General features: G+C 40.9%; 23 protein-coding genes. 14 read left to right on the forward strand and 9 right to left on the reverse strand.

All coding sequences use genetic code 11. The features are described from left to right. Positions 1 to 27 precede the first annotated feature (27 nt). Together M5E07_RS07965 and plsB are read right to left on the reverse strand one after the other, a co-directional pair. Positions 28 to 348: an ArsR/SmtB family transcription factor gene (locus M5E07_RS07965; RefSeq protein WP_116761168.1), complete on the reverse strand. Its 321-nt coding sequence runs from the start codon at positions 346 to 348 to the stop codon at positions 28 to 30. A gap of 174 nt (positions 349 to 522) precedes the next feature. After that, positions 523 to 3024, reverse strand: coding sequence for a glycerol-3-phosphate 1-O-acyltransferase PlsB (gene plsB / locus M5E07_RS07970; protein ID WP_252223548.1), 2502 nt, complete (start codon positions 3022 to 3024; stop codon positions 523 to 525). Between the two features lie 221 nt (positions 3025 to 3245). Here plsB and rutD point away from each other — a divergent pair, with 221 nt between their 5' ends. The 8 genes from rutD (at position 3246) to cysK (ending at position 10723) form a co-directional block, all read left to right on the forward strand. After that, positions 3246 to 4061: a pyrimidine utilization protein D gene (gene rutD, locus M5E07_RS07975; RefSeq protein WP_252223551.1), complete on the forward strand. Its 816-nt coding sequence runs from the start codon at positions 3246 to 3248 to the stop codon at positions 4059 to 4061. Positions 4062 to 4401: 340 nt separating this feature from the next. Then, positions 4402 to 5520, forward strand: coding sequence for a pyrimidine utilization protein A (gene rutA / locus M5E07_RS07980; RefSeq protein WP_252223552.1), 1119 nt, complete (start codon positions 4402 to 4404; stop codon positions 5518 to 5520). Then, positions 5517 to 6272, forward strand: a complete 756-nt coding sequence (gene rutB / locus M5E07_RS07985; protein ID WP_252223554.1) for a pyrimidine utilization protein B — start codon at positions 5517 to 5519, stop codon at positions 6270 to 6272. Before rutA ends, rutB begins: the two co-directional genes overlap by 4 nt. A gap of 15 nt (positions 6273 to 6287) precedes the next feature. Then, positions 6288 to 6677, forward strand: coding sequence for a pyrimidine utilization protein C (gene rutC, locus M5E07_RS07990; protein ID WP_252223556.1), 390 nt, complete (start codon positions 6288 to 6290; stop codon positions 6675 to 6677). 146 nt (positions 6678 to 6823) lie between these two features. Further along, positions 6824 to 7279: an NADH-dependent FMN reductase RutF gene (gene rutF, locus M5E07_RS07995; protein ID WP_416333180.1), complete on the forward strand. Its 456-nt coding sequence runs from the start codon at positions 6824 to 6826 to the stop codon at positions 7277 to 7279. Between the two features lie 32 nt (positions 7280 to 7311). After that, positions 7312 to 8670 carry a pyrimidine utilization transport protein G gene (gene rutG / locus M5E07_RS08000; protein WP_252223561.1) on the forward strand — a complete coding sequence of 453 codons (1359 nt, stop codon included), beginning with the start codon at positions 7312 to 7314 and terminating at the stop codon, positions 8668 to 8670. A 58-nt stretch (positions 8671 to 8728) separates the two neighbouring features. Then, positions 8729 to 9568, forward strand: a complete 840-nt coding sequence (locus M5E07_RS08005) for an NAD(P)-dependent oxidoreductase (protein ID WP_252223749.1) — start codon at positions 8729 to 8731, stop codon at positions 9566 to 9568. A gap of 156 nt (positions 9569 to 9724) precedes the next feature. Next, positions 9725 to 10723, forward strand: a complete 999-nt coding sequence (gene cysK / locus M5E07_RS08010; protein WP_252223564.1) for a cysteine synthase A — start codon at positions 9725 to 9727, stop codon at positions 10721 to 10723. Between the two features lie 63 nt (positions 10724 to 10786). Here the strand turns inward: cysK and M5E07_RS08015 are convergent, their stop codons facing one another. The 5 genes from M5E07_RS08015 to M5E07_RS08035 form a co-directional block, all read right to left on the reverse strand. After that, the gene (locus M5E07_RS08015) at positions 10787 to 11689 is read right to left on the reverse strand and encodes a hydroxymethylglutaryl-CoA lyase (RefSeq protein WP_252223566.1); all 903 of its coding nucleotides are present in this window, start codon (positions 11687 to 11689) and stop codon (positions 10787 to 10789) included. Continuing rightward, positions 11686 to 13674, reverse strand: a complete 1989-nt coding sequence (locus M5E07_RS08020) for an acetyl/propionyl/methylcrotonyl-CoA carboxylase subunit alpha (RefSeq protein WP_252223575.1) — start codon at positions 13672 to 13674, stop codon at positions 11686 to 11688. Before M5E07_RS08020 ends, M5E07_RS08015 begins: the two co-directional genes overlap by 4 nt. 19 nt (positions 13675 to 13693) lie before the next feature. After that, complete coding sequence (locus M5E07_RS08025) at positions 13694 to 14488, reverse strand: enoyl-CoA hydratase/isomerase family protein (protein WP_116761192.1); 795 nt, start codon at positions 14486 to 14488, stop codon at positions 13694 to 13696. A gap of 10 nt (positions 14489 to 14498) precedes the next feature. Further along, positions 14499 to 16151: a carboxyl transferase domain-containing protein gene (locus tag M5E07_RS08030; RefSeq protein WP_252223751.1), complete on the reverse strand. Its 1653-nt coding sequence runs from the start codon at positions 16149 to 16151 to the stop codon at positions 14499 to 14501. Positions 16152 to 16241: 90 nt separating this feature from the next. Next, positions 16242 to 17438 carry an isovaleryl-CoA dehydrogenase gene (locus M5E07_RS08035; protein WP_116761194.1) on the reverse strand — a complete coding sequence of 399 codons (1197 nt, stop codon included), beginning with the start codon at positions 17436 to 17438 and terminating at the stop codon, positions 16242 to 16244. Between the two features lie 143 nt (positions 17439 to 17581). Between M5E07_RS08035 and M5E07_RS08040 the strand changes: the two genes are divergently transcribed. From M5E07_RS08040 to M5E07_RS08060, 5 genes are all read left to right on the forward strand, one after another. Next, positions 17582 to 18211: a TetR/AcrR family transcriptional regulator gene (locus tag M5E07_RS08040; RefSeq protein ID WP_252223578.1), complete on the forward strand. Its 630-nt coding sequence runs from the start codon at positions 17582 to 17584 to the stop codon at positions 18209 to 18211. A gap of 103 nt (positions 18212 to 18314) precedes the next feature. Beyond that, complete coding sequence (locus tag M5E07_RS08045; RefSeq protein ID WP_252223580.1) at positions 18315 to 20006, forward strand: AMP-binding protein; 1692 nt, start codon at positions 18315 to 18317, stop codon at positions 20004 to 20006. 97 nt (positions 20007 to 20103) lie between these two features. Further along, positions 20104 to 21096 (forward strand): biotin synthase BioB, encoded by a 993-nt coding sequence (gene bioB, locus M5E07_RS08050; RefSeq protein ID WP_252223753.1) that lies wholly within the window; start codon positions 20104 to 20106, stop codon positions 21094 to 21096. An 82-nt stretch (positions 21097 to 21178) separates the two neighbouring features. Continuing rightward, a complete protein-coding gene (locus tag M5E07_RS08055; protein ID WP_252223582.1) occupies positions 21179 to 21856 on the forward strand; it encodes a class I SAM-dependent methyltransferase in 678 nt (225 codons plus the stop codon). A 57-nt stretch (positions 21857 to 21913) separates the two neighbouring features. Beyond that, the gene (locus M5E07_RS08060) at positions 21914 to 22711 is read left to right on the forward strand and encodes a thioesterase family protein (protein WP_252223585.1); all 798 of its coding nucleotides are present in this window, start codon (positions 21914 to 21916) and stop codon (positions 22709 to 22711) included. 15 nt (positions 22712 to 22726) lie between these two features. Here M5E07_RS08060 and M5E07_RS08065 read toward each other — a convergent pair whose 3' ends face one another. Continuing rightward, positions 22727 to 23716 carry an ABC transporter substrate-binding protein gene (locus M5E07_RS08065; RefSeq protein WP_252223587.1) on the reverse strand — a complete coding sequence of 330 codons (990 nt, stop codon included), beginning with the start codon at positions 23714 to 23716 and terminating at the stop codon, positions 22727 to 22729. A 3-nt stretch (positions 23717 to 23719) separates the two neighbouring features. Then, a complete protein-coding gene (locus M5E07_RS08070) occupies positions 23720 to 24307 on the reverse strand; it encodes an ANTAR domain-containing response regulator (RefSeq protein ID WP_116761208.1) in 588 nt (195 codons plus the stop codon). A 470-nt stretch (positions 24308 to 24777) separates the two neighbouring features. Between M5E07_RS08070 and M5E07_RS08075 the strand changes: the two genes are divergently transcribed. Next, positions 24778 to 26118: an MFS transporter gene (locus tag M5E07_RS08075; RefSeq protein ID WP_252223589.1), complete on the forward strand. Its 1341-nt coding sequence runs from the start codon at positions 24778 to 24780 to the stop codon at positions 26116 to 26118. Positions 26119 to 26128: the final 10 nt, after the last annotated feature.

Genomic DNA, 26128 nt, shown 5'->3' on the forward strand with positions numbered 1-26128 from the left:
AGAAAGAAAATAGAATAATGATTTTATTTAACTTAATACAGTCTTGGTACAATACAATTCATATAAGGTTTGCAGCACCTGTACTAATTTTTCATCTTTAATCGAATAAAAAATTTGTTTGCCATCACGGCGTGTGCTAACCACATCACTTTTTCTTAACATCATGAGTTGCTGAGACAGCGTAGGCTGGGTAATTTGTGTGATTTGTTCAATTTGCGAAACATTCAGTTCTTGTTTTGCCAAATGACATAAAATGAGTAAACGGTCCGTATTAGCCAGTGATTTTAAAATACTCACCACATGTTCAGCGGAATTTCGCATCGATGTAATTTCAAAATCATTTTCCATTGGTACATCTCATTAAAATCAGCTCACTATTATAAGCGTACAATGTGCAGATTACATGTAGCTAAAATTTCAATCTAGATGGTTTTTAATGAAAACAATTATCAGATTTTCTTATAAGTAATGCTGATTACAGCATGCAATTTGATTAAAATTACATGCTGTAATTGATGGCGCTTAACTTTTTTTTACTTTTACACTGTCATAGAAATGTTTAAGTTCTTTTTCATTAAATAGGCTTGCATGATCAAATGCATCTTGGTGATCTTGCGCATACCATGCTAAACGATGTTGCATTTGGGGTACAAAATCTGGAGCTAGTAGCAGATGTTCACGGGTAATTTCGGCAAGTCCTAGCTTTTTCAAGGTCGTTAAATAGCCTTTTAAAGTAGCACTGTCAAAATAGTAGCCTTGAGTAATGACTTTGTTTTGACTTAATTGCTGCAATGCGGCTTTTGCCATTTTCTCAAACACTTTTTCTGAGAAGGTTTGCGTATTTGCATAGTGAGTGATTAAGCTCTGCATCACAATAAAGTTATTTAAGCTACGCTCAGACAACGCTGCAAGCGTTTGTAATCCTGCGACATGGGCTGGCAATTGCGCGACTTGCGTTGCATCACGCTCAATCCATTGCGAATCCACAAAATGATCTAAAATAGCGTAGATCTGCATTTCGACATCTTCTGGTTGCCATTTTAAGAAGAATTCTTCTTGAATAAATGGATATAAAGACTGTACCAATTGAATTAACTGAGAAACCTCAATTTTTTCATAATGTTGGATAATACGTGCAACCAGAGCAGGTAAAATAAAGCAATGCAGAATGTTATTACTGAAATAGCTCAATAGAATTTTTTGGCTCTCAGCAACGCGAACCCATGTTTCTGAATTTTGATGATGGATTTCAACTTGCTTTAACTTTAAGGCGTATTGAATGATTTCTGCACTAGAAAGTTCAGAAATAATCATTCGATCATCATAACGGTTGTGTTGCAGTAATTTCCGATATTGATCAAGCGCCGTAACTAAACTTGATTCAGTCAATTGATGTTCTGGTGCGTTCAGTAAAATTAAAGAAATAATAGAAATCGGGTTTATCACCACAGCTTTATTGATATTTTCTAAAATCGATTGTGCTGTTTGATCGACTGTATTAACCACTGAAGCAGGCAGTTTATCATTGAGTTTTAGTTTAATTTTTTCAGCATCTTGCTGTTTTAATACATCATCCAGAAAAATAGGTTCGCCAAAGTTAACATACACTTGACCAAACACTTTCTCAATTTTACGCGCTGAACTTAAAATTCCCCAAAGTGATTCAGCTTCTTTGGGTTTACCACTGAGTTCATTTAAGTATGAAGTGCCTTCCAATAGTTTTTCATAGCCAAAATAAGTCGGAATAAAAACAATAGGTTTGGAATTCCCTCTTAAATGGCTTTGAATGGTCATCGACAACATGCCTTTTTTGGCTGGTAACAATAACCCCGTACGTGAACGTCCACCTTCAATAAAATATTCTAAAGGGGTATTACGCATTAGTAGACTATGTAAATATTCTTTAAATACCGAAGTATACAGTTCATTACCATTAAAGCTACGGCGAATAAAATAAGCACCCGCACCACGAAAGAGTTGACCTACAATCGGTAAATTCAGGTTAATACCTGCGGCAATGTGCGGCACCATCAAACCACGGTTAAAAATTACATAAGACAGCAATAAGTAATCAATATGGCTACGGTGGCAGGGGGTATAAACAATTTCATAGTCCTGAGCCAATTCACGTACTGTATCAAAGTTATGAACTTCAATGCCGTCGTAAAGTTGAGTCCATAATTTGGTTAAAGCAAGATAGCCAAAGCGTAACGTGGAATAGGAAAAGTCAGACGCAATTTCAGTTAAATAATGACGTGCACGGTTTTCAGCTTCAAACATACTGATATTTTCATCAATACTTTCTTTTCGAATGGCATGTTTAACGCCATCACTAATTAAAAGGTTATTAATGACATTACGACGGTCTGATAAGTCTGGCCCTAAAATTGCCTCTTTATATTTATTAAAGTTGGTATTCAGCTCTTTCATTATGTGGTGAGCAGGCGAGAAATTTGGACTCACTTCCTTTGCTTCAGTAAGTAACTTTCTTAAGGAAAGTGGCTTATGAAACTCTAGATAGTTTTCACGACCATACAATGAAATATTCATGGCTTGTTTGAGTGGAGATGGTGTTGACCATGCATCAGCAAATAAGGCTTTATACCAAGAATCTTCGTATTCTGGTGCACGTCCCCACAACATAGTCACAGGCACTAAATCGACATCCAATTCTGGGTTTTTATCCAGAACTTCAATTAAATGAATAAGTTTTTCAGGATAATGTAATCCTTGTTTAAGATGGTTCTTTTCATTCAAAACTAAAATGGAATCTTCTTCTTGAACCGTTCCAATCTTTAAGGGCTGATAGACTGAAGGTAGCTGTCTCTTTTGCGCTTCATGATCAATCAGTACAGTATTACTGAGCGAGGCATCTTGTAATACATAGCAAATAGGGGTGTTGGACGAAGCTGAATATTGCTGTTCCAGTTCAGAGGTCGTGCCTAATACTTGTGGACTCACCACTTTATTTAGAATTTTCTGTGTGAGTTGACGATAAAATTGGCGATAACCTTTATTGGACATTGTTATTCCTATGAACCATGTTTCGGAGATTATTTTGTTCAATCTTGTCTAAGAATACAAATGCTTTTGTTGCTAAATAGAACATAAAGCATGTAACAGATCGTATCTTTAGAAAATACGACAATAAAGATCAAAACGTTTTTTGAATCATTGAAGAAAAGTAAATGGGCATATTTCTTGCTGAACCCAAGAAAGTACATTTTTCTTAGAGATCAATCATTATGCATTATCAGGTTTTTTCTTCACAAAAAATATCCGCTGAATATATCATTTTATCGGCAGGTTTAGGTGGACATGGACAGTTTTGGACATCGCAAATACAAGCACTACAACAACATTTTCATGTGGTGATTTATGATCAAGAGGGCTGTCATAAAAATGCGGCCATCCTTAATGAAGACTATAGTATGACCCACTTAGCCAAACAGGTCATGGATTTATTATCTATCTTGAATATTCAAGAATTCCATTTTGTTGGGCATGCGTTGGGTGGTTTTATTGGGGCGGAACTGGCTGTTTTACTTGAAAAATCTGAAAAAACCATGTTGTCTCTCACGGTTATCAATGGCTGGCAACAGTTAGATGCACATACATTCAAGTGCTTTAGTACACGAATCGCGTTATTACAATATGCAGGTGTCGAAGCGTATGTCCGAGCGCAAGCATTGTTCTTATATCCGCCAGCATGGATTTCTGCACATATTTCAGATTTAGAAATTCAGGAAAATAAGCAGATCGAACAATTTCCTCCTTTACTTAATGTCTTCACTCGACTGAATGCTTTAATGCGTTATGAATTGAAGGCTGAAACGATTTCGAGTTTAAATAAAATTCCACTGTATTTAATCGCGACTGAAGATGATTTCTTGGTTCCTTATCAACAAAGTTATCAATTAAAACAGCTATTTCCACATGCTGAATTAGATGTGCTGCCGCATGGCGCGCATGCAGTAACGGTTACGCAACCTGAAATATTCAATCAATTGTTATTAGAAAAACTATTGAAGAAACCTGCTGAAAATTTAGCTGCGAGTTAACAGACGAGATTCATCTCTAGCACTCTATAGGTTGATATAAAAATTCAAAAAGGCACTACTTAACTCAGTGCCTTTTTCTTTTATTTATTTTTCCATTTGGTCAAAAAAGTGCACACATTTAGATCATGACTCACAAAAAAAGTGCATGTGAAAAATAGTTAATTTACCCTTTGGTAAAATACGTAAACTTTATAATGATTTTAAATTATTGATATAAATAGAAAATATAAAGTTGGCACACTCCATGCACTCATAAAATTAAGAATATAAAAATTTATACGCCAGAAAATAACAGGGTATAGGTTTTTAGAAATTTCATAATTGAATGAGGATGTAACACATGAAAATAGGTGTCTTTTGCCCAATAGGAAACAATGGCTGGTTACTTTCTGAAAATGCGCCACAGTACATGCCGAGCTTTGAACTCAACAAAAAAATTGTACAACGTGCTGAGCATTATGGTTTCGATTTTGCCTTGTCAATGATCAAACTGCGTGGCTTTGGTGGCAAAACTGAATTCTGGGATCACAACTTAGAAACCTTCACACTTATGGCAGGCTTAGCTGCAGTTACCAGCAAAATTAAAATTTATGCTACCGCAGCAACTTTGGTGATGCCACCTGCAATTGTTGCACGTATGGCTTCGACTATTGACTCCATTTCAAATGGTCGTTTTGGCTTAAATGTCGTGACTGGCTGGCAAGCGCCTGAATATACGCAAATGGGCATGTGGCCAGGTGATGAGTATTTTGGTAAGCGCTATGACTATTTATCTGAATATGTGCAAGTTCTTCGTGAACTGTGGGCTACAGGCAAATCTGATTTCAAAGGTGAACATTTTGAAATGCAAGATTGTCGTGTCAGCCCAACACCACAAGCGGATATGAAAATTATCTGTGCAGGTCAATCGGATACTGGGCTGGCATTTTCTGCGCAATATGCAGATTACAACTTTGTCTTTGGTAAAGGTTTAAACACACCAACCGCTTATGCAGAAATCAATGATCGCCTAAAAGCACATACGGATAAAACAGGACGTGATGTTCAAACTTATGTGTTGTTTATGGTGATTGCTGCTGAAACTGATAAACAAGCATTGGCAAAATGGCAAAGCTATAACGATGGCGCAGACATGGAAGCAATTAACTGGCTGATGAATCAAGGTGGTAAAGACACTACTTCAGGAACCGATACCAATATTCGTCAAATGGCATCGAGCGTATCTCCCGTCAATATCAACATGGGCACCTTGGTAGGTTCTTATGAAAAAGTCGCAGCCATGTTGGATGAAATTGGTGAAATTAAAGGTACAGAAGGCATTTTATTAACTTTTGATGATTTCGTTCAGGGCGTCGAGGATTTTGGTCAAAAAATTCAACCGCTTATGCAATGCCGTCAAGATGTTGTGATGGATCTGGCGGAACAAGCACCTGTCACAGTTTTGGAGAAATCAGCATGAGCCAAGTCAATACACATACAGTTATCAGCGATTTTACTGAAGCCACAGGGCAAGGCAAAACCTTAAAAGCAGAACCTGAAAATATTCAGTTTGCACCTGAACAAACGGCCCTAATCGTCATTGATATGCAGAATGCCTATACCTCAATGGGTGGCTATCTGGATTTAGCTGGTTTTGATGTTTCAGTGACCCAACCTGTGGTGCAAAACATTAAAAAGGCAGTTGAAGCAGCACATGCAGCCAATATTCAAGTAATTTACTTTAAAAATGGTTGGGATGATCAATATGTCGAAGCGGGAGGACGTGGTTCACCGAATTTCCATAAATCCAATGCGCTCAAAACCATGCGTAAGCAACCTGCACTTCAAGGCAAATTACTGGCAAAAGGTGGTTGGGACTTTGAGCTGATCGATGAATTACAACCTTTAGCGCAAGACATTGTCATTGAAAAACCTCGTTACAGCGGTTTCTTCAATACCGCATTGGACAGCATGTTACGCGCCCGAGGAATTCGTAATTTAGTCTTTGTTGGCATTGCGACCAATGTTTGCGTGGAATCGACCTTACGAGATGGCTTTTTCCTCGAATACTTCGGGGTGGCATTAAAAGATGCGTGTTATCAGGCGGGTTCAGCAGAAATTCAAGCTGCAAGCCTCTACAACATCAAAACCTTCTTTGGCTGGGTGTCCGATACGCAAAGTTTTGTCGACACTTTTGTTCCCAATACCAACCCACTTGCAAAATCTGCCTAATACGGAGCGATCACGATGCCGAAACAAGTCATTATTCCAGCAGGAACATCAAAACCTTTAGCACCCTATGTTCCAGCCACCAAGGCAGACAATATTGTGTATGTCTCAGGCACATTGGCTTTTGATGAAAATAACAATGTGGTTCATGTCGGTGATGCGGCTGCTCAAGCACGACATATTTTAGAAACCATTCAATCAGTATTGAAAGAAGCAGGTGGAAGTCTGGATGATGTGACCTTCAACCATGTTTTTGTCAAAGATTGGGCGGATTATGCTGCGATTAATCAAGTCTATGCCGAGTATTTTCCAGGGGATAAGCCTGCACGTTACTGCATTCAGGCGGGTTTGGTGAAGCCCGATGCCCTCGTTGAAATAGCCAGTGTTGCCCATGTCGCTACTGCTTAGGTAGTAGCGAGATCAGCCCCGATAGGAGAATAAACATGAATGCAGAATTACTCAAAAGTTTAATCAAAGAAGAATGTTTAGAAAAAATCTATAACACGCAAAAAACCACGCATATTGAAGTCGATCAGAAAGCATTCCGCGAAGGCATGTCAAATCTGGGCGCTGCGGTGAATGTGATTACTACTTCTGGACCCGCAGGTGTCGCGGGTTTTACCGCCTCGGCTGTGTGTAGTGTGACTGATACACCACCGACGTTGTTGGTATGTCTCAATCGTTCTGCATCTGTATTTGAGACTTTTAAGACCAATAAAGTGTTATGTGTGAACACCTTAGCTTCACATCAGATGACACTTTCCAATGTTTTTGGTGGCAAAACGCCAATGCCTGAACGCTTTGCTGCGGGTCAGTGGGAAACGTTGGCTACTCAGGCGCCTGTTTTACAGGATGCCTTGATTAGTTTTGACTGTGAAATTGTGCAAAGCATGAGTGTGGGGAGTCATGATGTTTTGTTCTGTCAGGTCAAAGCGATTCAACACAATCAGGGCTTAAATGCGTTGATGTATTTTAACCGTGCTTATTGTGAACCACACCGTATGTGCTAAAGACCAAACCCTATAAGAAGGAGGGGAAACCCATGCAAGAAAAACAATCGTGGTTTCCAAAATTTAAGCCTTACCAAGGCGACTTAGATACAACACCTGTTCAAATTGATGAATATCTCCCAGTCGGTCGCAGTATCATTCTAGGCTTACAACATGCTTTTGCCATGTTTGGAGCAACGGTACTGGCGCCTTTGTTGATGGGCTTCGATCCTAATTTAACCATCTTTATTACAGGGATAGGCACGATTTTATTCTTCCTGATGACGGGGGGTCGTATGCCAAGTTATCTGGGCTCAAGTTTCGCCTTTATTGGGGCAGTCGCGGCCGCAACAGGTTACGCAGGTGCAGGTTCAAATCCGAACATCGCTTTAGCCCTTGGGGGAACAATTGCTTGTGGTCTGGTGTATGCAGGTATTGGTCTTGTGGTGATGAAGACGGGAACAGGTTGGATCGAAAAGTTGATGCCGCCGATTGTCACAGGTGCCATTGTCATGATCATTGGTTTGAACCTTGCACCCATTACCATTAAAAGTGTATCTACCAATACATTCGATACGTGGATGGCGGTGATTACCATTGTCTGTATTAGTGCTGTTGCAGTGTTTACTCGCGGCATGGTGCGTCGTTTGTTGTTACTGATTGGGCTGTGTTCTGCTTATTTTGTATACTTCTTGCTTGCGAATGTCATGGGTTGGGGTAAACCGATTGATTTCTCAATCATTGGCAATGCTGCATGGTTTGGATTACCGACGTTCCATGCACCCATCTTTAACGCAAATGCTATGTTACTGATTGCACCTGTCGCGATTATTTTAGTGGCGGAAAACTTGGGACATTTCAAAGCAGTTTCAGCCATGACAGGGAAAAACCTGTCGCCGTATATGGGCCGCGCATTTTTCGCAGACGGTGTGTGTACTTCTTTATCCGCTTCGGTTGGTGGTACAGGCATGACCACCTATGCAGAAAATATTGGCGTAATGGCAGTCACCAAAGTCTATTCAACCACCATTTTTGTAGTCGCAGGGATCTTCGCTATTTTACTTGGTTTATCACCAAAATTTGGTGCCGTGATTAGCACCATTCCAGTCGCATTGTTAGGTGGAGCATCTATTGTCGTATTCGGTTTGATTACCGTCGCTGGAGCAAAAATCTGGGTCGATAACAAAGTTGATTTTACCCAAAACAGCACCTTAATTATTGCAGCCGTGAGTTTAATTATGGGTGCAGGCAACTTCAGTTTACACATTGGATCATTTGACTTGGGCGGTATTGGTACTGCAACACTGGCAGCAATTCTACTCAACCTCTTCTTAAACCGTGGTGAAGAGACTGTAGCAAAAGTTCAAAGTGTGGAAAGTGAAGCGAACAACAGCGTTGTGCAAGGTTCTTAATGAACCTGAATGGAGAGATCAATTGAGTCAAAGTATTGCTTTTATTGGATTAGGTGCGATGGGTTGGCATATGGCTTCCCATCTTCCCAAGCTCGGTTTACCCGTGTATGTCTGGAATAGAACGACCGAAAAAGCCGAACAGCATGCACAGCAATTTGCTACACAGGCTGTGAGTTTGGAACACGCCGTGCAAGCCGATTTTATATTTTCCTGTTTGCCAACCAGTGCGGATGTTGAACAACTGATTGCTGAATTTCAACCCAAAAAGGGCAGTATCTGGATTGACTGTACCAGTGGTGTGCCAGATTCAGCACGCAAGTTATCTCAGCAGCTTGAGCAAAATCAGGTTGCATATTTAGATGCACCTGTGTCGGGTCAAACGATTGGCGCGGAACGGGGGACCTTAACCGTGATGTTAGGTGGAGATGAACAAGCTTATCAGCGTGCTTTACCGATTATTTCTGCATTTGCAGGCTTGGTTGAATATGTTGGATCTAGTGGTTCAGGGTTTGCGGTGAAAGCAGTGAATAATGTGTTGATGGCCACCCATTTGTGGGCTTTGGCAGAAGGACTCACTATTCTGAAGCAGCGACAGGTTGATGTTTCAGCGGCATTGAATTGTATTAATCATTCAAGTGGTAAAAGTACGGTGTCTGATTCGATCATGGCGCAAAAGGTATTGAACCGTAGTTTCCCTAAAACCTTTGCTTTGAATTTATTGCAAAAAGATATTGGTATTGGCTTAGATTTAGCACAACAACAGGATTCAAACGTGCCAATTTTTGAAAGTATTCAAGCGCTGTTTAAGGAGATTCCAAAAGCGCAAGCTGAGCAGATAGATTTTACTGCGGCTGTGTCTGTACTCGAACAATGGAACCAAACGATATTAGAAGCCTAAAGTTGCAATGGCATAGGGAAATGCCGAAATCTAGATCTTCACGAAGAAGGTTTTTAAAACGAAATCTACAGAAAATGCTCAGTGTCATCTGTATTTCAGCAAAATTGGTTGTATCATGATTCTGTTATAAATAGTCAATAAACTTAGGGATATAACATGAGTACTGATTCAGCCTTTCCAACACCAAATAATTTAGGTATCGCAGTTTATAGTAACAATGCCGAAGCGATTGGTAATACACCATTAGTACGCATTAATCGTGTCATTTCGGGTGGTGCAAATGTATTTGCCAAAGTTGAAAGCCGAAACCCTGCTTTTTCAGTGAAATGTCGTATTGGTGCGGCACTGATTGCCGATGCAGAAAAACGTGGCGCGTTAAAAGCAGGTATGCATATTGTAGAACCGACCAGTGGTAATACAGGAATTGCTTTAGCATTTGTTGCTGCGGCAAAAGGCTATGAGATTACTTTAACCATGCCAGCAAGCATGAGTATTGAACGTCGTAAAGTGTTAAAAGCATTGGGTGCAAACTTGGTATTGACTGAGCCAGCGAAAGGGATGAAAGGTGCAGTAGACGAAGCAGTACGTTTAGCCACTGAGCAACCTGAACATTATTTCCTTCCACAACAATTTGAAAATCCAGCCAATCCACAAATTCATGAAGACACGACAGGCCCTGAAATTTGGGCAGCGACCAACGGTCAGGTCGATATTTTAGTGGCAGGTGTAGGTACAGGTGGCACAATTTCAGGGATTTCACGTTTCTTTGAAAAAGTGAAAAACCAGCCAATTTACTCAGTTGCAGTAGAACCTGCTGAATCTGCAATTATTGGACAAACCAAGCGTGGTGAAGCGATTACTCCTGCACCGCACAAAATTCAAGGCATTGGGGCAAACTTCATTCCAAAGAATTTGGACCTCGATTTGGTGGATGAAGTTATTGCGATTACTAGCCAAGATGCAATTGACTGGGCGCGTAAAACTGCGACTCAAGAAGGAATTTTAGTGGGTATTTCTAGCGGTGCAGCGATGGCAGCGGCAGCACAGTTGGCAGCGCGTCCTGAAAATGCAGGCAAGAACATTGTGGTGATTTTACCTGATAGCGGTGAACGCTATTTATCTTCAGTTCTATTTGAAGATATTTCTGCTGATTAAGTTGGTTTGATCTGTATAAAACGTAAATCAGCCGCTGAATAAGCGGCTGATTTATTATTTTTATTAAGCACAACGCGTTTGCAAATAGGCATTGGCATAATTCGAGGGATTTTTTCGGTCTAAACGTTGACTAATGTTTTGACTGGCTTGCATCAGCGCATCAACATGAATCCCTGTTTCAAAACCCATGCCATTGAGTAAATACAATAAATCTTCGGTACTGACATTCCCAGAAGCACCTTTGGCATAAGGACAGCCGCCTAACCCTGCAATTGAAGAATCAAAAACACGAATACCTTGTTCTAAGGATTGATAAATATTGGCGATGGCCATGCCGTAGGTATTGTGAAAATGTCCTGCCATAAATTGAGCATCCAATTCACTTAAACAGGCTTCCCACATGTTTTTGACACGGTTAGGGGTAGCTGTACCGATGGTTTCACCCAAAGACACTTCATAACAGCCCATATCAAATAAACGGGTCACGACTTTGCTGACTTGTTTCGGATCAATTGCACCTTCATAGGGGCAATCAACCACACAAGACACATAGCCACGAACTTTAATGTCATGTTCTTTGGCGGCTTTTAGAATATCGGCAAATTTTTCAAAGCTTTCATCAATTGAACAATTAATGTTTTTTTGCGTAAAGCTTTCAGAAGCTGCGGTAAAAACCGCAACCTCTTTACAACCGACAGCCAAAGCAGATTCAAAACCTTTCATATTCGGCGTGAGCAAACTGAATTGAACATTCGGGTCTTTGGGCAATTGAGCATACAGTTCATCACTCAATGCCATTTGCGGCACCCATTTGGGTGACACACAAGAACCGACTTCAATGGCTTTAAGTCCCGTTTGCATTAAATCCAGAATCAGTTGTTTCCGATCTTGAAGGGTGAGTGAGGTTTTCTCATTCTGCAAACCGTCCCGCGGACCGACTTCGACAATTTTTACAAATTCAGTCATGCCACTTCCTCTGCTAAAGCCTGAAATTCCACCAGTTCATCACCTGCTTTGACTTGATCACCAGGTTGGAAGTAGGCTGAAGTAATTACACCATCGCGTGGAGCACGAATAGCATATTCAATTTTCATGGCTTCTAAAGTCAGTAAAATGTCATCCTTTTTCACTTGTGAATTGGCTTCTACCAAGACTTGGGTAATCACGCCCGGCATTGGCGCTTTCAGATTGCCCTCATTTTGTTGAGTATCGTCATGACCATAGTTTGGACGGATATAAGCAAATTTATGCGTTTGCCCATTTTCGAAAACAGTTAAATGGTCTGCATCAATGCTAAATGCCAATTTTGATTGTTTGCCATTCAGATTGAGTTGGGCTATATGTGCATCTAGCAGTTGACCTTGAATAGGGTATTCCTGCCCCTGATAGTGTGCAATAAAGCCGTTATCGATAGCAGTAAAACGTACCTCAATAGCTTGTTGATTCAGTTGCAATTTTATGCCGTATTGAGTCTTCACATTGACACGCCAAAGCGGTGATGATGACCAAACAGGATTTGCATTTCGCTGCTGATGAAAACGCTTCAATAGTTCAATAAATGCCGCTGATACAATGGTTTCGGATGAAGCAGCTTCCGCATTCATTAAAAACGCATCTTCACGTTGAATCAGATTGGTATCCAGTTTGGCATTTTTAAATGAATCACAGCGAATGATACGGTCCAAGAAGGCAATGTTATTGCCTAAGCCTTCGACATGAAACTGACCTAAAGCATGATGCATTTGGACCAATGCCGCTTCACGGTTTTCACCCCAAACAATTAACTTGGCAATCATTGGGTCGTAGAACGTGGTAATTTCATCGCCTTCAACAATTCCACTATCCACACGGACATGCTGATTTTGATTTGGATAATGTAAATAACTAATTTGACCAATCGCAGGAAGGAAGCCTTTTTCAGGTTCTTCTGCATAAACTCGCGCTTCAATTGCATGACCATGAATTTGTAATTCATGTTGTTGCTTCGGTAATGGTTCACCATAAGCGACACGTAATTGCCACTCGACTAAGTCTTGCCCTGTAATCATTTCTGTTACAGGATGTTCTACTTGTAGGCGCGTATTCATTTCCATGAAATACGCCGTACCATCTTGTTCCACAATGAATTCAACCGTACCTGCACCGACATAATCTACCGCACGTGCAGCATCAATTGCAGCTTGACGCATCGCCTCCAGTTTATGCTGTGGCATCAGTGGAGCAGGTGCTTCTTCTAATACTTTTTGGTGGCGACGTTGTACTGAACAATCACGTTCGAATAAGTGTACATAATTACCGTGGGTATCGCCAAAAACTTGTACTTCAATATGACGCGGTTGTATCACATAGCGTTCAATCAATACATCATCATTGGCGAAGCTTGATTTGGCCTCACTTTTACAAGATGCAAGGGAACTTAAAAAGTCAGCTTCACGTTCAACCAAACGCATCCCTTTACCACCACCGCCTGCGCTGGCTTTAATTAACACAGGATAACCAATTTGGTCTGCTTGCTGTTTTAGGAAAGCTGCATCTTGATTGGTGCCATGATAGCCAGGCGTAAGTGGGACACCTGCTTTTTCCATAAGTGCTTTAGAGGTTGCTTTTAGACCCATAGCTAAAATGGCAGCAACAGGAGGACCAATAAAGGTAATGTTATTTTTTTCACAAGCTTCTGCAAACTGGTCATTTTCAGACAAAAATCCATAACCCGGATGAATTGCTTGTGCGCCAGTAGTTAGAGCCGCTTGAATAATACGGTCAATCTGTAAATAGCTTTGAGAAGCAGGGGATTCACCAATATAAATGGCTTCGTCTGCTTGTTTGACATGTTGTGATTGAGCATCGGCATCTGAATAGACGGCAACTGTCGCAATGCCCATTTTTTTCGCAGTGCGAATAACACGACAGGCAATTTCACCACGGTTTGCAATTAGAATTTTTTCAAACATTGTTCTGTCCTTATTATCGTTATGCCGTTGCCTTAATCCAAGCTGGGCTATGTTTGTTTAAAAAAGCATTCAGTCCATTTTTTGCTTCTTCACCTTGACGCACATGGGCAATATGTTGCGCGGTTTTAAGCAATAGGCTTTCATCGACACTTTGTTGATTCACCATTTGAATCAGTTGTTTCGACGCAGCTTGTGCTTCAGGTCCACCCAATAATAAGGCTTGTATCATGTCATCAATTTTGGCATCCAGTAATTCAGGTGTGGTCACTTCATGGACTAAACCAATTTGTAGCGCTTGCTCAGCCGTAATACGTTCTGCTGTGAGAAAGTAACGTGAAGCCTGACGTGCGCCAATTGCACGAATTACATACGGGCTAATGGTTGAGGGTGCCAACCCCAAACGGACTTCTGACGTTGCAAATTTTGCATCTGTACTGGCTACACAAATATCACAAGCAGAAGCGAGCCCCATGCCACCACCAAAGGCGATGCCTTGTACACGGGCAATGGTTGGTTGCTTTAAAGTTGCTAAGCTTTGCAGCATTTTCGCAAGTTTTAAAGCATCTGCTTCATTGTCTGCTTGAGAGGCTTGTCCTGCTTGTTTCATCCAGTTTAAGTCAGCACCAGCAGAAAAGCTTTTACCACGACCCGCCAAAACCACCACGCGAATATCATGACGTTCATTCAACTGTTGAAAGCAGTGATGTAGTTCCTCAATCACTGTCGTGTTGAACGCATTATGAAGTTCAGCGCGATTAATCCAAACCGTTGCTACTTGCTGTTGCTGTTCGAGTTGTAAAAATTGATAGTCCATTTTTCACCCCTTACATGCGGAACACGCCGAACTTGGTTGGTTGAATTGGCGCCGTCAGTGCCGCAGCCAAACTTAAACCCAACACTTGACGAGACTGAGCAGGATCAATTACACCGTCATCCCACAAACGTGCAGAAGAGTAATATGGATGACCTTGACGTTCGTATTGATCACGAATGGGTTGTTTGAATTCATCTTCTGCATCGGCAGACCAAGATTCACCTTTTTGTTCAATTTGGTCACGTTTGATGGTCGAGAGTACACTCGCTGCTTGTTCGCCCCCCATCACCGAAATCCGAGAATTTGGCCAAGTCCACAAGAAGCGTGGCGAATAAGCACGACCACACATACCGTAGTTTCCAGCCCCAAATGATCCACCAATAATCAAGGTCAGTTTAGGTACATTGGCTGTGGCAACCGCCATCACCAGTTTGGCACCGTGTTTAGCAATCCCTTCATTTTCGTACTGACGTCCGACCATAAAACCCGTGATGTTTTGTAAGAACAATAATGGAATATTGCGTTGTACACAGAGTTCAATGAAGTGCGCGCCTTTTTGCGCTGACTCAGAGAATAGAATCCCGTTGTTGGCAATAATTCCAACAGGCATACCGTAAATTTTGGCAAAGCCCGTAATTAACGTTGTTCCAAAACGTGCTTTAAATTCGTCTAAACGCGAACCATCGACAATACGGGCAATAATTTCACGCACATCAAAAGGTTTACGGGTATCACTTGGCACAATGCCATAAAGTTCTTCGGCAGGGAAAAGTGGTTCTTCAATTCCTTCTGCTGTTTTATTCGGTTGAATATTTAAATTCGCTACAATATTTCGCGCAATCTGAAGGGCATGTTCGTCATTCTCTGCCAAATGGTCAGCGACCCCAGAAAGGCGAGTATGCACGTCGCCACCACCAAGGTCTTCACTGCTGACCACTTCACCTGTCGCAGCTTTTACCAATGGTGGACCACCCAAGAAAATAGTGCCTTGGTTACGTACAATAATGGTTTCATCCGACATGGCAGGAACGTAAGCACCACCTGCGGTACAACTGCCCATTACCACTGCAATTTGAGCGATACCTAAGCTCGACATACGGGCTTGGTTATAGAAAATACGCCCAAAGTGATCACGATCTGGAAACACTTCATCTTGCATAGGTAAATACGCACCGCCTGAATCCACCAAGTAAATGCAAGGTAAGCGGTTTTGTTCTGCAATTTCTTGTGCACGTAAGTGCTTTTTCACCGTAAGAGGGTAATAAGTTCCGCCTTTCACCGTTGCATCATTGGCAACGATCATGCAGGTGACACCATTCACTTGACCAATCCCAGCAACTACGCCCGCAGCAGGAACATCATCGGCATAGACTTTATGTGCAGCCAATTGCCCAATTTCTAAGAAAGCTGTACCTGCATCAATCAGTTGATCAATACGGTCACGTGCCAACAATTTGCCACGAGCAATATGTTTTTGGCGCGCATTTTCACCACCACCTAAGGCAATTTTTTGGCTGATTTGTTTTAAATCTTGTACCAAATTCAACATCGTTGCCTGATTGTTTTTAAATTCTTCACTGCGGCTGTTAATTTTGCTTTGCAGTTGATTTAAATCTGTAGTTCCGCCAGCAAAAGTGATGTTCTGATTGGTTTGTTTTGGCATTTTCACCAGATTCAACTCTTCATGACTGCTTTGCATTTGGGTTTGTAATTGATTCATAGAAACTTCCTTGTATAAAGTGAGCCAGAAGCGTTAAGCCGTTTCGTTAAATAATTCACGACCGATTAACATACGGCGTATTTCAGAAGTTCCTGCACCAATTTCATAAAGTTTTGCATCACGCCACAAACGACCTGCTGCAAACTCGTTGATATAGCCATTGCCACCCAATGCTTGAATGGTTTCACCTGCCATCCACGTTGCTTTTTCAGCAGCATAAAGAATGGCACTAGCAGCATCTTTTCGTAAGCTACGGCTATGTTCAGCTTTGTCGCATTCAGCACCCACCGCATACACAAGCGCTTTACAAGCTAACCAAGTTGAATACATATCGGCAATTTTGCCTTGCATGAGCTGGAACTCACCAAGTGCTTGTCCAAACTGTTTACGATCATGAATATAAGGAATCACGGTGTCCATGCAGGCATCCATAATGCCTAGAGGACCAGCACTGAGTACCGCACGTTCATAATCCAGACCGCTCATGAGCACTTTTACGCCATTTCCCACACCGCCGAGTACATTTTCTTTTGGCACTTTAACGTTGTCGAAAAACAATGGATACGTATTTGAACCACGCATCCCCAATTTATCGAGATGGTTCCCATGGCTAAAACCAGGCATATCTTTTTCAACCAAGAATGCCGTCATGCCTTTAACGCCTGCTTGTAAATCAGTTTTGGCATAAACCACCAAGACATCGGCATCACCACCATTGGTAATCCACATCTTTGAGCCATTTAATAGGTAATGATCGCCTTGTTCTTCTGCTTTTAATTTCATGCTGACCACATCAGAACCTGCATTTGGTTCAGACATTGCCAATGCACCTACAAATTCACCAGAAATAAGTTTAGGCAAATAACGTTGTTTTTGTTCTTCATTACCATTTCGCTTAATTTGATTCACACATAGGTTAGAATGTGCTCCGTAAGATAATCCTATAGCGGCAGATGCGCGTGAGATTTCTTGCATAACAATAATATGCGCTAAATAACCGAGGTTAGAACCACCATACTCTTCGCTTACTGTTAAACCATGTAAGCCCATGTCACCCATTTTCTTCCAAAGGTGTGCAGGGAATACATTGTCACGATCCACTTGTTGAGCAATTGGTGCTATTTCTTTTGCACAAAATGCAGCAACTGAATCACGCAGTGCGATCAAAGTTTCATCTAAACCGAAACTTAAGGTTTGTAGGCTAAGTTGTAATGGAACGTGTGCGTTCATGCTGTTCATCCTGAGGTTATATTTGTTGTCCAATAAGCATTGTTGTTGTGCTTGTAGTTTTACAATACATCTATTTTTTAAAAAAGTGAACTAAAATTCACAAAATGATTTACAATTCATTTTATCTGGATGAGAATAAGATTATGAGTTATAAAAGATCGACATTGATGCAAGAGCGAATGGAACAAAATCGACAGTCGATTTTGCAATCTGCGCGAGAACTTATTGCTCAAGGGGGATTTAAAGATGCCCAAATTCAAGCGATTGCGGAACGTGCAGGCGTTTCTAGTGGCTTGGTTTACCGCTATTTTGATAATAAAAGTGAAGTCTTAATTGAAGTGTTGTCTGAAGCGATTCAGCATGAAATTCATATTTTGAATACGATTGCGAGTAGTGGAGAGCTAACGGCACAACAAAAATTACATAAGGCTGTCACGACCTTTGTTAAGCGGGCACTCAATAGTCCTCAACTGTCGTATTCACTCATGTTCGAACCTGTAGATCCAATTGTTGAGCATGAGCGTTTTCGCAGTAAACAGTTAATTAAACAAACAATTAACGAGATTCTTGCCGAAGGGAAAGTCAATGGTGAGTTCGGTTTTGAAGATTTAAATACGGTGGCGTTATGCATTGTCGGAAGCATGACTTTTGTCGTAATTGAACCTTTAAATCCATCTCGTAATGTCATGTTTGATCAAAACTACAAAGATTACTTTGTGAAACAGGTTGCAGACTTTTGTGTACAAGCTGTGCAATTACAGGAACGTAATTAAATAGTCTTATATGCAAAGGAGGGAAATCCGTACAAAGTAATCTCTGTGATCAAAATAAAACAGTAAGAATCAGAATTACAAAGAATCAAGGAGAGTGATTCAAATGACACAGGTACGGTTAAGCTATGCGTATGGAACCAGCAGTCAACCTTTATTAGGCATGACCATTGGTGAAAAATTTGATCAGGCATGTGCGCAATATGCAGATCAGGATGCTGTGGTCAGTGTGCATCAGAATGTACGGTTAAGCTATCAAGAGCTACAAGCACAGGTGAATGCTTTTGCTTGTAGCTTACTCAAACTGGGGTTCAAAAAAGGCGATCGTCTTGCCATTTGGTCACCCAATTGTGTGGAATGGACTATTACTCAATTCGCTGCATTTAAAGCAGGTATCATTCTTGTTAACCTAAATACTGCGTATAAAAGCAATGAACTTGAATACGTGCTGAATAAGGTGTCGTGTAAAGGTTTAGTTATTGCATCGCAATTTAAAACCACAAATTATCAAGAGCTTTTAACCAAAATTGCACCTGAGCTGCAAGAAGCTGAAGATAAAATCTTAAATGCGCTACGTTTACCTCATTTAAAACACGTGATTAAAATTGATGAAGCAGTGCATACAGGTATTCATCGTTTTCAAGATCTGTTGGGACAACCTACCGCAAAACAACTTAATCATTTAGAAGTGGTTGCAAGTGAGTTGCAGTTTGATGAAACCATTAATATTCAGTTTACTTCAGGAACGACAGGTAACCCGAAAGGCACCATGCTCACGCACAATAACATTTTAAATAATGGTTATTTTGTGGGTGAAGCGATTCATTTAACTCCGCAAGATCGCGTGTGTATTTCAGTACCATTATTTCACTGTTTCGGCATGGTGATGGGGAATTTAGCCTGTATTACACATGGTTCAACCATGGTCTATCCATCGGCTGTATTTAATCCATTAGACACCTTAAAAGCCATTCAGCAAGAGAAATGTACAGCAGCTTATGGTGTGCCCACCATGTTCATTGCCACTTTAGAGCATGAACAATTCAACGACTTTGATTTGAGTAGTTTACGTACAGGCATTATGGCAGGTAGCCCGTGTCCGCGCGAAATCATGCAACGTGTCATGGAGCGAATGCACATGACGGAAATTACCATTTGTTATGGCATGACCGAAACGGCACCTGTAAGTGCGCAAAGCTCGACCAGTGATACGGTTGAACAACGCGTCGGAACAGTAGGTCGCGTACATCCGCATTTAGAAATCAAAATTGTGGATGAAGCAGGCAAAGTCGTACCGCGAGGCAAGCTAGGGGAATTGTGTGTTCGTGGTTATTCAGTCATGTTGGGTTATTGGGAAGATGGTGAAAAAACCCAAGAAGTGATTGATAACGCACGTTGGATGCATACAGGCGACATCGCTGAAATGGATGATGACGGCTTTGTAAAAATTAAAGGTCGTATCAAAGATGTGGTGATTCGTGGCGGTGAGAACCTGTTTCCGAAAGAAATTGAAGATTTCTTATATACCCATCCAGATGTCAGCGATGTACAGGTCATTGGTCTACCAGATGCACGTTATGGTGAAGAACTATGTGCCTGTATCATTTTACATGAGCACCATGAAACCACGGAAGAAAGTATTCGACGTTACTGTGCCGAACATATTTCACACAATAAAGTACCACGTTATGTGCGTTTCTTTACCGAGTTTCCAATGACCGCTTCAGGTAAAGCACAAAAATTCCGACTTCAAGAATTTATGCGTAAAGAGCTGAATTTACTGGAAGATATTGCATAACGTGATCTTCCGACTTGGAGTTTCCCTTTACTCTGCTTCAGGGTAAAGGGAGAAAACGAAAAAGTCTGAATAATTCAAACAGAATAAGGAAATCATGATGGAACTTCGTCACGATTGGACTCGCGCAGAAATACAAAATCTATATCAGCAACCCTTTTTAGATTTGGTTTTTCAGGCACAACAAATCCATCGACAAAATTTTAATGCGAACCAGATTCAGGTCAGCACTTTATTATCGATTAAAACAGGGAAATGCCCTGAAGATTGCAAATACTGCTCTCAATCTGCACGTTATGATTCAAAACTAGAAGCAGAAAAGCGTATTGCTGTAGACAAAGTGATTAGTGAAGCCAAAGAAGCATTAGCGTCTGGTTCTTCACGCTTCTGCATGGGTGCTGCATGGCGTAACCCGCATGAACGTGATATGCCTTATGTACTAGAAATGGTTCGTGAAGTAAAAGCTTTAGGTTTAGAAACTTGCATGACTTTAGGCATGTTAAACCAGTCACAAGCTGAACGTTTAAAAGATGCTGGACTCGATTACTATAATCACAACCTTGATACTTCGCGTGAGTATTATTCAAATATCATCAGTACCCGTACTTTCGATGATCGTTTAAATACGCTTGAATATGTACGTGGCGCAGGCATGAAAGTCTGTAGTGGTGGTATTGTTGGTTTGGGTGAAGACACTGCTGATCGTATTGGTCTATTACTTGAACTTGCGACTTTACCTATTCACCCAGAATCTGTACCAATTAACATGCTGGTTCCAATTGAAGGCACCCCATTGGCAGATGTTGAAAAACTTGATGTGACTGAATGGATTCGTACCATTGCTGTTGCACGTATTATTATGCCAAAAAGCTATATTCGACTTTCTGCGGGTCGTGAATCATTGACTGATTCAGACCAAGCCTTGGCATTCATGGCTGGTGCAAATTCCATTTTCTCAGGTGAAAAACTGCTGACGACGCCAAATGTCGCACAGGGCAAAGATCAACAATTATTTCAAAAATTAGGTTTAACGGTTGAAAAGACAAAACCATCCATTGCGGAACTGACTTTGGATGCAATGTCGGTGGCTTAAGCAAAATCTGAAAGCAGTACGCAATGATGAAAAGCATTTAGCACATTCATATCGTCTGCATAACAATTAAATAGAGTGCAATATGGCGAAAGACTTTAATAACCAACAAGTAGTGGATGGATACGATGAACATATCCGCAAGCTTATTCCAGGCTATGAGTTAACGCATCAGCAAATCGATGCCATTTTAACTCATCATTATGCCGAACAAGAACATGTAGACATTCTGGTGGTGGGCTGTGGAACAGGATATGAAATTCAATATTTGGCGCAAAAGCACCCAACTTGGAACTTTACTGCGCTAGATCCATCACATGTCATGTTATGTAAGGCAAAGCAGCATCTAGAAAAGCAAGGTGTTTTAAGCCGTATTCGCTTTATTCATGGCGATACAAAATCCATTGGTACAACTCATACTTTTGACGCGGTATTATCTATTCTGGTGGCTCATTTTATTCCATTGGAATCAAAGCAAAACTTTTTTAAAGACATTTTTACTCAACTAAAGCCCAATGGAATGCTGCTGACTTATGACTTAATGAAAGAAACAGAAGCACATGAGATTTTTGTACTGAAGCAACTTTGTGAAAATAATGGCTTAACCACAGTTCAAAGTGAAAAAATGGTTGAACGATTACAGCAAGATTTTTTTCTTGTCTCTCCACGAATGGGGCAGCAGCTCTTATCCAATGTTGGGTTTAAAAAAGTTAAAACCTACAGCCAAATTCTAAATTATTACGGATTTTGTGCAGTGAAATAATGCCCATTGAAACAACAAACTTAATTAAGGAATACACAAAAGAATAAGGATATGAATATGCCTGCTTATTATCGTTTAATACAACGCGAACAACATGCGGATGGAAGTGTAACTGCACATTATCAATCAAACATTCATGCGCAAGGTGCTTGGAATCCGCATGAGCAACATATGGCGCCCGCAACAGGGGTGATTTGTGCAGAGTTGGAACAGTTTTTACCTCGAGATGACATGCGAATAGGGCGCATTAGCCTCGATATTTTTGGTTTAATTGGATTTGGCGATTTTAGTATTACCACCCGTATGATTCGAGGTGGAAAAACCATTGAGTTGATTGAAAGCGAAATGCAAGCCAATGGTAAAACCTGTATTGTTGCCCGTGCATGGAAAATGCTTACACAGGACACGCATAGTATTGCGGGACTTGAAGACCAAAAAGTTCAGCATCCAGAGCAATTACCTATTTGGGATGGCATGAAATGCTGGCCAGGTGGATATATTCAGAGCATTGAAACCCGTACGGAAGCGTCCCGCAGAGCAGGAAAAGGACTCGTTTGGCTCACCAACCCATGTAATATGGTGGAAGGTAAAACCACGTCAGATTTTGTCAAACTCATGGGTATGGTGGATACTGCAAATGGTGTTGTGCCACGCCAAGACCCCCAAGCGGGCTGGGCATTTCCAAATTTAGATTTACAAATTCATCTGTATCGCATTCCTCAGGGACAATGGTTAGGTTTAGACGTCGAACAGCAATATGGTACAGATGGCATTGGTTTGACCAGTGCTGTCCTGCATGATGTACATGGCCCTTTTGGTCGCAGCGAACAAATCTTAACCTTGCGAAAACTCTAATCTAAGCCATAAAAGCTAAAGTTGAATGATACATTGCTGACTTAAGTTTTTAAGCTCAGCATGATCCACTTGAACATTGCTCCATTTCGCCATTTGCTGAATCAGCCATTCAAAATCTTCAACTTTAGGGATGGCTGTATCATGTATGAAATTTCGAATAATATTTTGAATTTTATAAAATTCTTGAACATGGATACGATCTGAACATTCAAATTGTAAAACTTCATATTCAGTTAATAATGCCCAAATTTGGCTAAAATTCTGCATGGTTTTGATTTCACGCTGGGCTTTTTCAATGGCTTGAGTAATTGCTTGTAAGGTATTCGGATGTGCTGTAGCCCATTCTTTGGTCACAGCTAACACTTTATCGGCAATTTCAGGAATGATATTCTGGCTAGAAGCCACGATCTGACTCAATCCCAAGACTTCACCTTGAGTATTCCAAGGCTCCCCGACACAGAAACCATCAATCACATTATTGCTCAATGCTTCTACCATATAAGGTGGCGGTAAAATTCTGAGTTTAATGCTTTGGGCTAATTCTGCATCTGCCAATGCGAGCCATTCACGAATGCAAAAATGATGAATGGAATTGGCAAATACATGTGCCAATTGAATATTTTGTCCGTTTTGAATCGCTGTAACAACTTTAGCCGCGACTTCCGTTGCGGTGTCGTTATGGGTAATGCCCAGATCAAAACATAATTTCTGACTTAAACTGATATAAGCGCGATTTACACTTAAAACCAAAGGTGTTTGAAACGGAATGCCAATATGATCTGTGCCTATTGAGGCTGCGGGTAAAATACCTGATAAACAGTGTGCTGCATCTAATAATCCAAAAGCCAAACGGTCTCGCAGACTGGCCCAAGAGGCTTCTTTAACCAGTGTGACATCTAATCCAAGCTCATCAAAATAACCACGATGTTTTGCCCAAAGTATAGAAATACAATCAAGCAATGGAATATAGCCAAGTTGAATATGTGTTTTTTCTAATGTAGACATGGCTTAATCCTTCAACTTGGTTTGTAGTAATTCTTGCGCATCGAGAAGGCGACGTGCCATTTCTCCCATAGTAATTCGATGGCTCATGGCATTTTTACGGAGTAATTGAAATGCTTGATCTTCAGTGAGTTGATGCAGTTGCATCAAAAGAACTTTGGCTTTCTCGACATCTTTACGATCTGCCAGTTTATTCTGGGTTTCCTTTAAATCTGTCAGTAATTTCTTATGCTTTTTGAATTGCTCAATAGAGATCTCTAAAATACTGTCCAATTTTGCAGGATCAATACCATCGACAATATAAGCGGTAATTCCAGCATCAATGGCACTTTTAATCATCTCTTTTTGGCTGTTTTGGGTAAACAGCACCGTAGGTAAATCAAACTGGCTCACACAACTTTCAATAATGTCACGGTGTGGATGATCCATATCCAGCAAAATGACATCGGCCTGTAAGTGCTCTAATTTGAACATATTTAAATGATCGATGGTTAAGCAGGCCACCACGTCAAAATCGTGCTGAAGCAGTGAATCTTTTATATAGTTGGCACGATCTTGATCATCATCAATCAGGGCAATTTTAAGCTTTGGCATATTTGAGCTATCGCTATTGGGCTGCTAATCAGGGCAGAACTGATGTTTATTTTGTAGCATTAACAAGCAATAAACATGCCGATGTACCATTTTGGTGATTAAACATACAAAACAATACAAATAAGCACATCCTAAAATTTATCTGTGCACCATTACAAAGCAAAATGTGCAATTTAGTGGCAGAAGCTCAAATTCCGATGTTTTTCTAGTAATTATCCAATACTTGAGATTGAACATAATTTCAGCTTTAATATAAGAAAACATAGTTATTTATAAATTTATAAAAATAAAACAGCAACTTAAGTTAATGGTATTAATATTGGCATAGCAATTGCATTATCCCTTATGAGTCAAAGACGACTCTTAAAAATTTGCAAGACGGCCAACGATGTCCGTTCTGATCGACCTGTAAAGCAGATCACTCTGCCGAGTGGGAATTTATATACGTTCAGTTCAGGAAGGAGAGGGTTATGTCTTCAAATTTATATGAGAAAAAAGCCACAACAATAAGTCTTTTTAATTTTAAGACTTCAGCGATGCGGGCCTTCCACATGAGTTGGCTCGCCTTTTTTGTCTGTTTTTTTGCATGGTTTGCCTGTGCACCACTCATGCCTGTGATTGCAGGCGAATTCCATCTGACTAAAGATCAAATCGCGAATATTAATATTGCAGCCGTTGCGATTACGATTTTGGTTCGCTTGATTGTTGGTCCACTCTGTGACAAATACGGTCCACGCAAAACTTATACTGCATTACTTATTCTTGGCAGCATTCCTGTATTTGGTGTTGCATCGGCCAACAGTTATGAATCTTTTTTATTCTTTAGGCTGCTCATCGGTGCAATTGGCGCAAGTTTCGTCATCACTCAATACCATACCAGCATTATGTTTGCCCCGAATGTTGTCGGGACTGCAAATGCAACTACTGCGGGTTGGGGAAATGCGGGGGGCGGTGCCACACAAGCTTTAATGCCACTGCTACTTTCAGCTTTAGTGATGTTCGGTGTAGAACAAGCTATGGGTTGGAGAATTGCCTTACTGGTTCCTGGCGTCATGATGTTGATTGTGGGCGGGCTGTACTGGAAATACACACAAGATTGTCCGCAAGGCAACTTTAAAGAATTACGCGCTCAAGGCATTCAAGTTGGTAGCGAGAAAAAAGGTGGCTTAAACATCTTAATGCATGCAGCCCGTAACTATCGTGTCTGGATTCTATTTGGCTCTTACGCGGCATGCTTTGGTATCGAAATTTTTATTCATAACATCGTCGCCATGTACTACGTGGAAAACTTTGGCTTTGGACTAAAAGAAGCAGGTTTGGCTGCGGGTATTTTCGGACTTTTGGCACTGTTTGCTCGTGCTTTGGGTGGCATTATTTCTGACAAAGTGGCAACCAAAAAGGGTTTGGATGGTCGTACTAAAGTCTTATTCGGCATGATCCTTATGGAAGGTCTGTTCCTAATTGTATTCTCACAAATGAACACTGCGATATTGGCCATTTTAACCATGACAGTATTTGCTTTGTTTACCCACATGGCTTGCGGCGCAACCTATGCATTGGTGCCATTTATTGATCGTGATGCCTTAGGCGGGGTTGCAGGCATTATTGGCGCAGGCGGCAACGTGGGTGCGGTTGCAGCAGGTTTCCTCCTCAAAGGTGTCTTAGATATTCAAACTTGCCTCATGGTTCTGGGTGGACTGGTGGTGATTGCAGCAAGTTTTGTGCTCATGATTCGCTTTTCGGTTGAACATAAAGAGAAAGAACAACGTCTATTTGAACAAGCCGTGCTTGATCGTAACAACATGGCATAAGTAAAAAAAA

Source organism: Acinetobacter tibetensis (assembly GCF_023824315.1).
GTDB lineage: Bacteria > Pseudomonadota > Gammaproteobacteria > Pseudomonadales > Moraxellaceae > Acinetobacter > Acinetobacter tibetensis.

Coding starts and splice junctions, on each gene's coding strand:
- M5E07_RS07965 (WP_116761168.1), bottom strand. CDS start 348: ATGGAAAATGATTTTGAAATTACATCGATGCGAAATTCCGCTGAACAT.
- plsB (WP_252223548.1), bottom strand. CDS start 3,024: ATGTCCAATAAAGGTTATCGCCAATTTTATCGTCAACTCACACAGAAA.
- rutD (WP_252223551.1), top strand. CDS start 3,246: ATGCATTATCAGGTTTTTTCTTCACAAAAAATATCCGCTGAATATATC.
- rutA (WP_252223552.1), top strand. CDS start 4,402: ATGAAAATAGGTGTCTTTTGCCCAATAGGAAACAATGGCTGGTTACTT.
- rutB (WP_252223554.1), top strand. CDS start 5,517: ATGAGCCAAGTCAATACACATACAGTTATCAGCGATTTTACTGAAGCC.
- rutC (WP_252223556.1), top strand. CDS start 6,288: ATGCCGAAACAAGTCATTATTCCAGCAGGAACATCAAAACCTTTAGCA.
- rutF (WP_416333180.1), top strand. CDS start 6,824: ATGTCAAATCTGGGCGCTGCGGTGAATGTGATTACTACTTCTGGACCC.
- rutG (WP_252223561.1), top strand. CDS start 7,312: ATGCAAGAAAAACAATCGTGGTTTCCAAAATTTAAGCCTTACCAAGGC.
- M5E07_RS08005 (WP_252223749.1), top strand. CDS start 8,729: ATGGGTTGGCATATGGCTTCCCATCTTCCCAAGCTCGGTTTACCCGTG.
- cysK (WP_252223564.1), top strand. CDS start 9,725: ATGAGTACTGATTCAGCCTTTCCAACACCAAATAATTTAGGTATCGCA.
- M5E07_RS08015 (WP_252223566.1), bottom strand. CDS start 11,689: ATGACTGAATTTGTAAAAATTGTCGAAGTCGGTCCGCGGGACGGTTTG.
- M5E07_RS08020 (WP_252223575.1), bottom strand. CDS start 13,674: ATGTTTGAAAAAATTCTAATTGCAAACCGTGGTGAAATTGCCTGTCGT.
- M5E07_RS08025 (WP_116761192.1), bottom strand. CDS start 14,488: ATGGACTATCAATTTTTACAACTCGAACAGCAACAGCAAGTAGCAACG.
- M5E07_RS08030 (WP_252223751.1), bottom strand. CDS start 16,151: ATGCCAAAACAAACCAATCAGAACATCACTTTTGCTGGCGGAACTACA.
- M5E07_RS08035 (WP_116761194.1), bottom strand. CDS start 17,438: ATGAACGCACACGTTCCATTACAACTTAGCCTACAAACCTTAAGTTTC.
- M5E07_RS08040 (WP_252223578.1), top strand. CDS start 17,582: ATGAGTTATAAAAGATCGACATTGATGCAAGAGCGAATGGAACAAAAT.
- M5E07_RS08045 (WP_252223580.1), top strand. CDS start 18,315: ATGACACAGGTACGGTTAAGCTATGCGTATGGAACCAGCAGTCAACCT.
- bioB (WP_252223753.1), top strand. CDS start 20,104: ATGGAACTTCGTCACGATTGGACTCGCGCAGAAATACAAAATCTATAT.
- M5E07_RS08055 (WP_252223582.1), top strand. CDS start 21,179: ATGGCGAAAGACTTTAATAACCAACAAGTAGTGGATGGATACGATGAA.
- M5E07_RS08060 (WP_252223585.1), top strand. CDS start 21,914: ATGCCTGCTTATTATCGTTTAATACAACGCGAACAACATGCGGATGGA.
- M5E07_RS08065 (WP_252223587.1), bottom strand. CDS start 23,716: ATGTCTACATTAGAAAAAACACATATTCAACTTGGCTATATTCCATTG.
- M5E07_RS08070 (WP_116761208.1), bottom strand. CDS start 24,307: ATGCCAAAGCTTAAAATTGCCCTGATTGATGATGATCAAGATCGTGCC.
- M5E07_RS08075 (WP_252223589.1), top strand. CDS start 24,778: ATGTCTTCAAATTTATATGAGAAAAAAGCCACAACAATAAGTCTTTTT.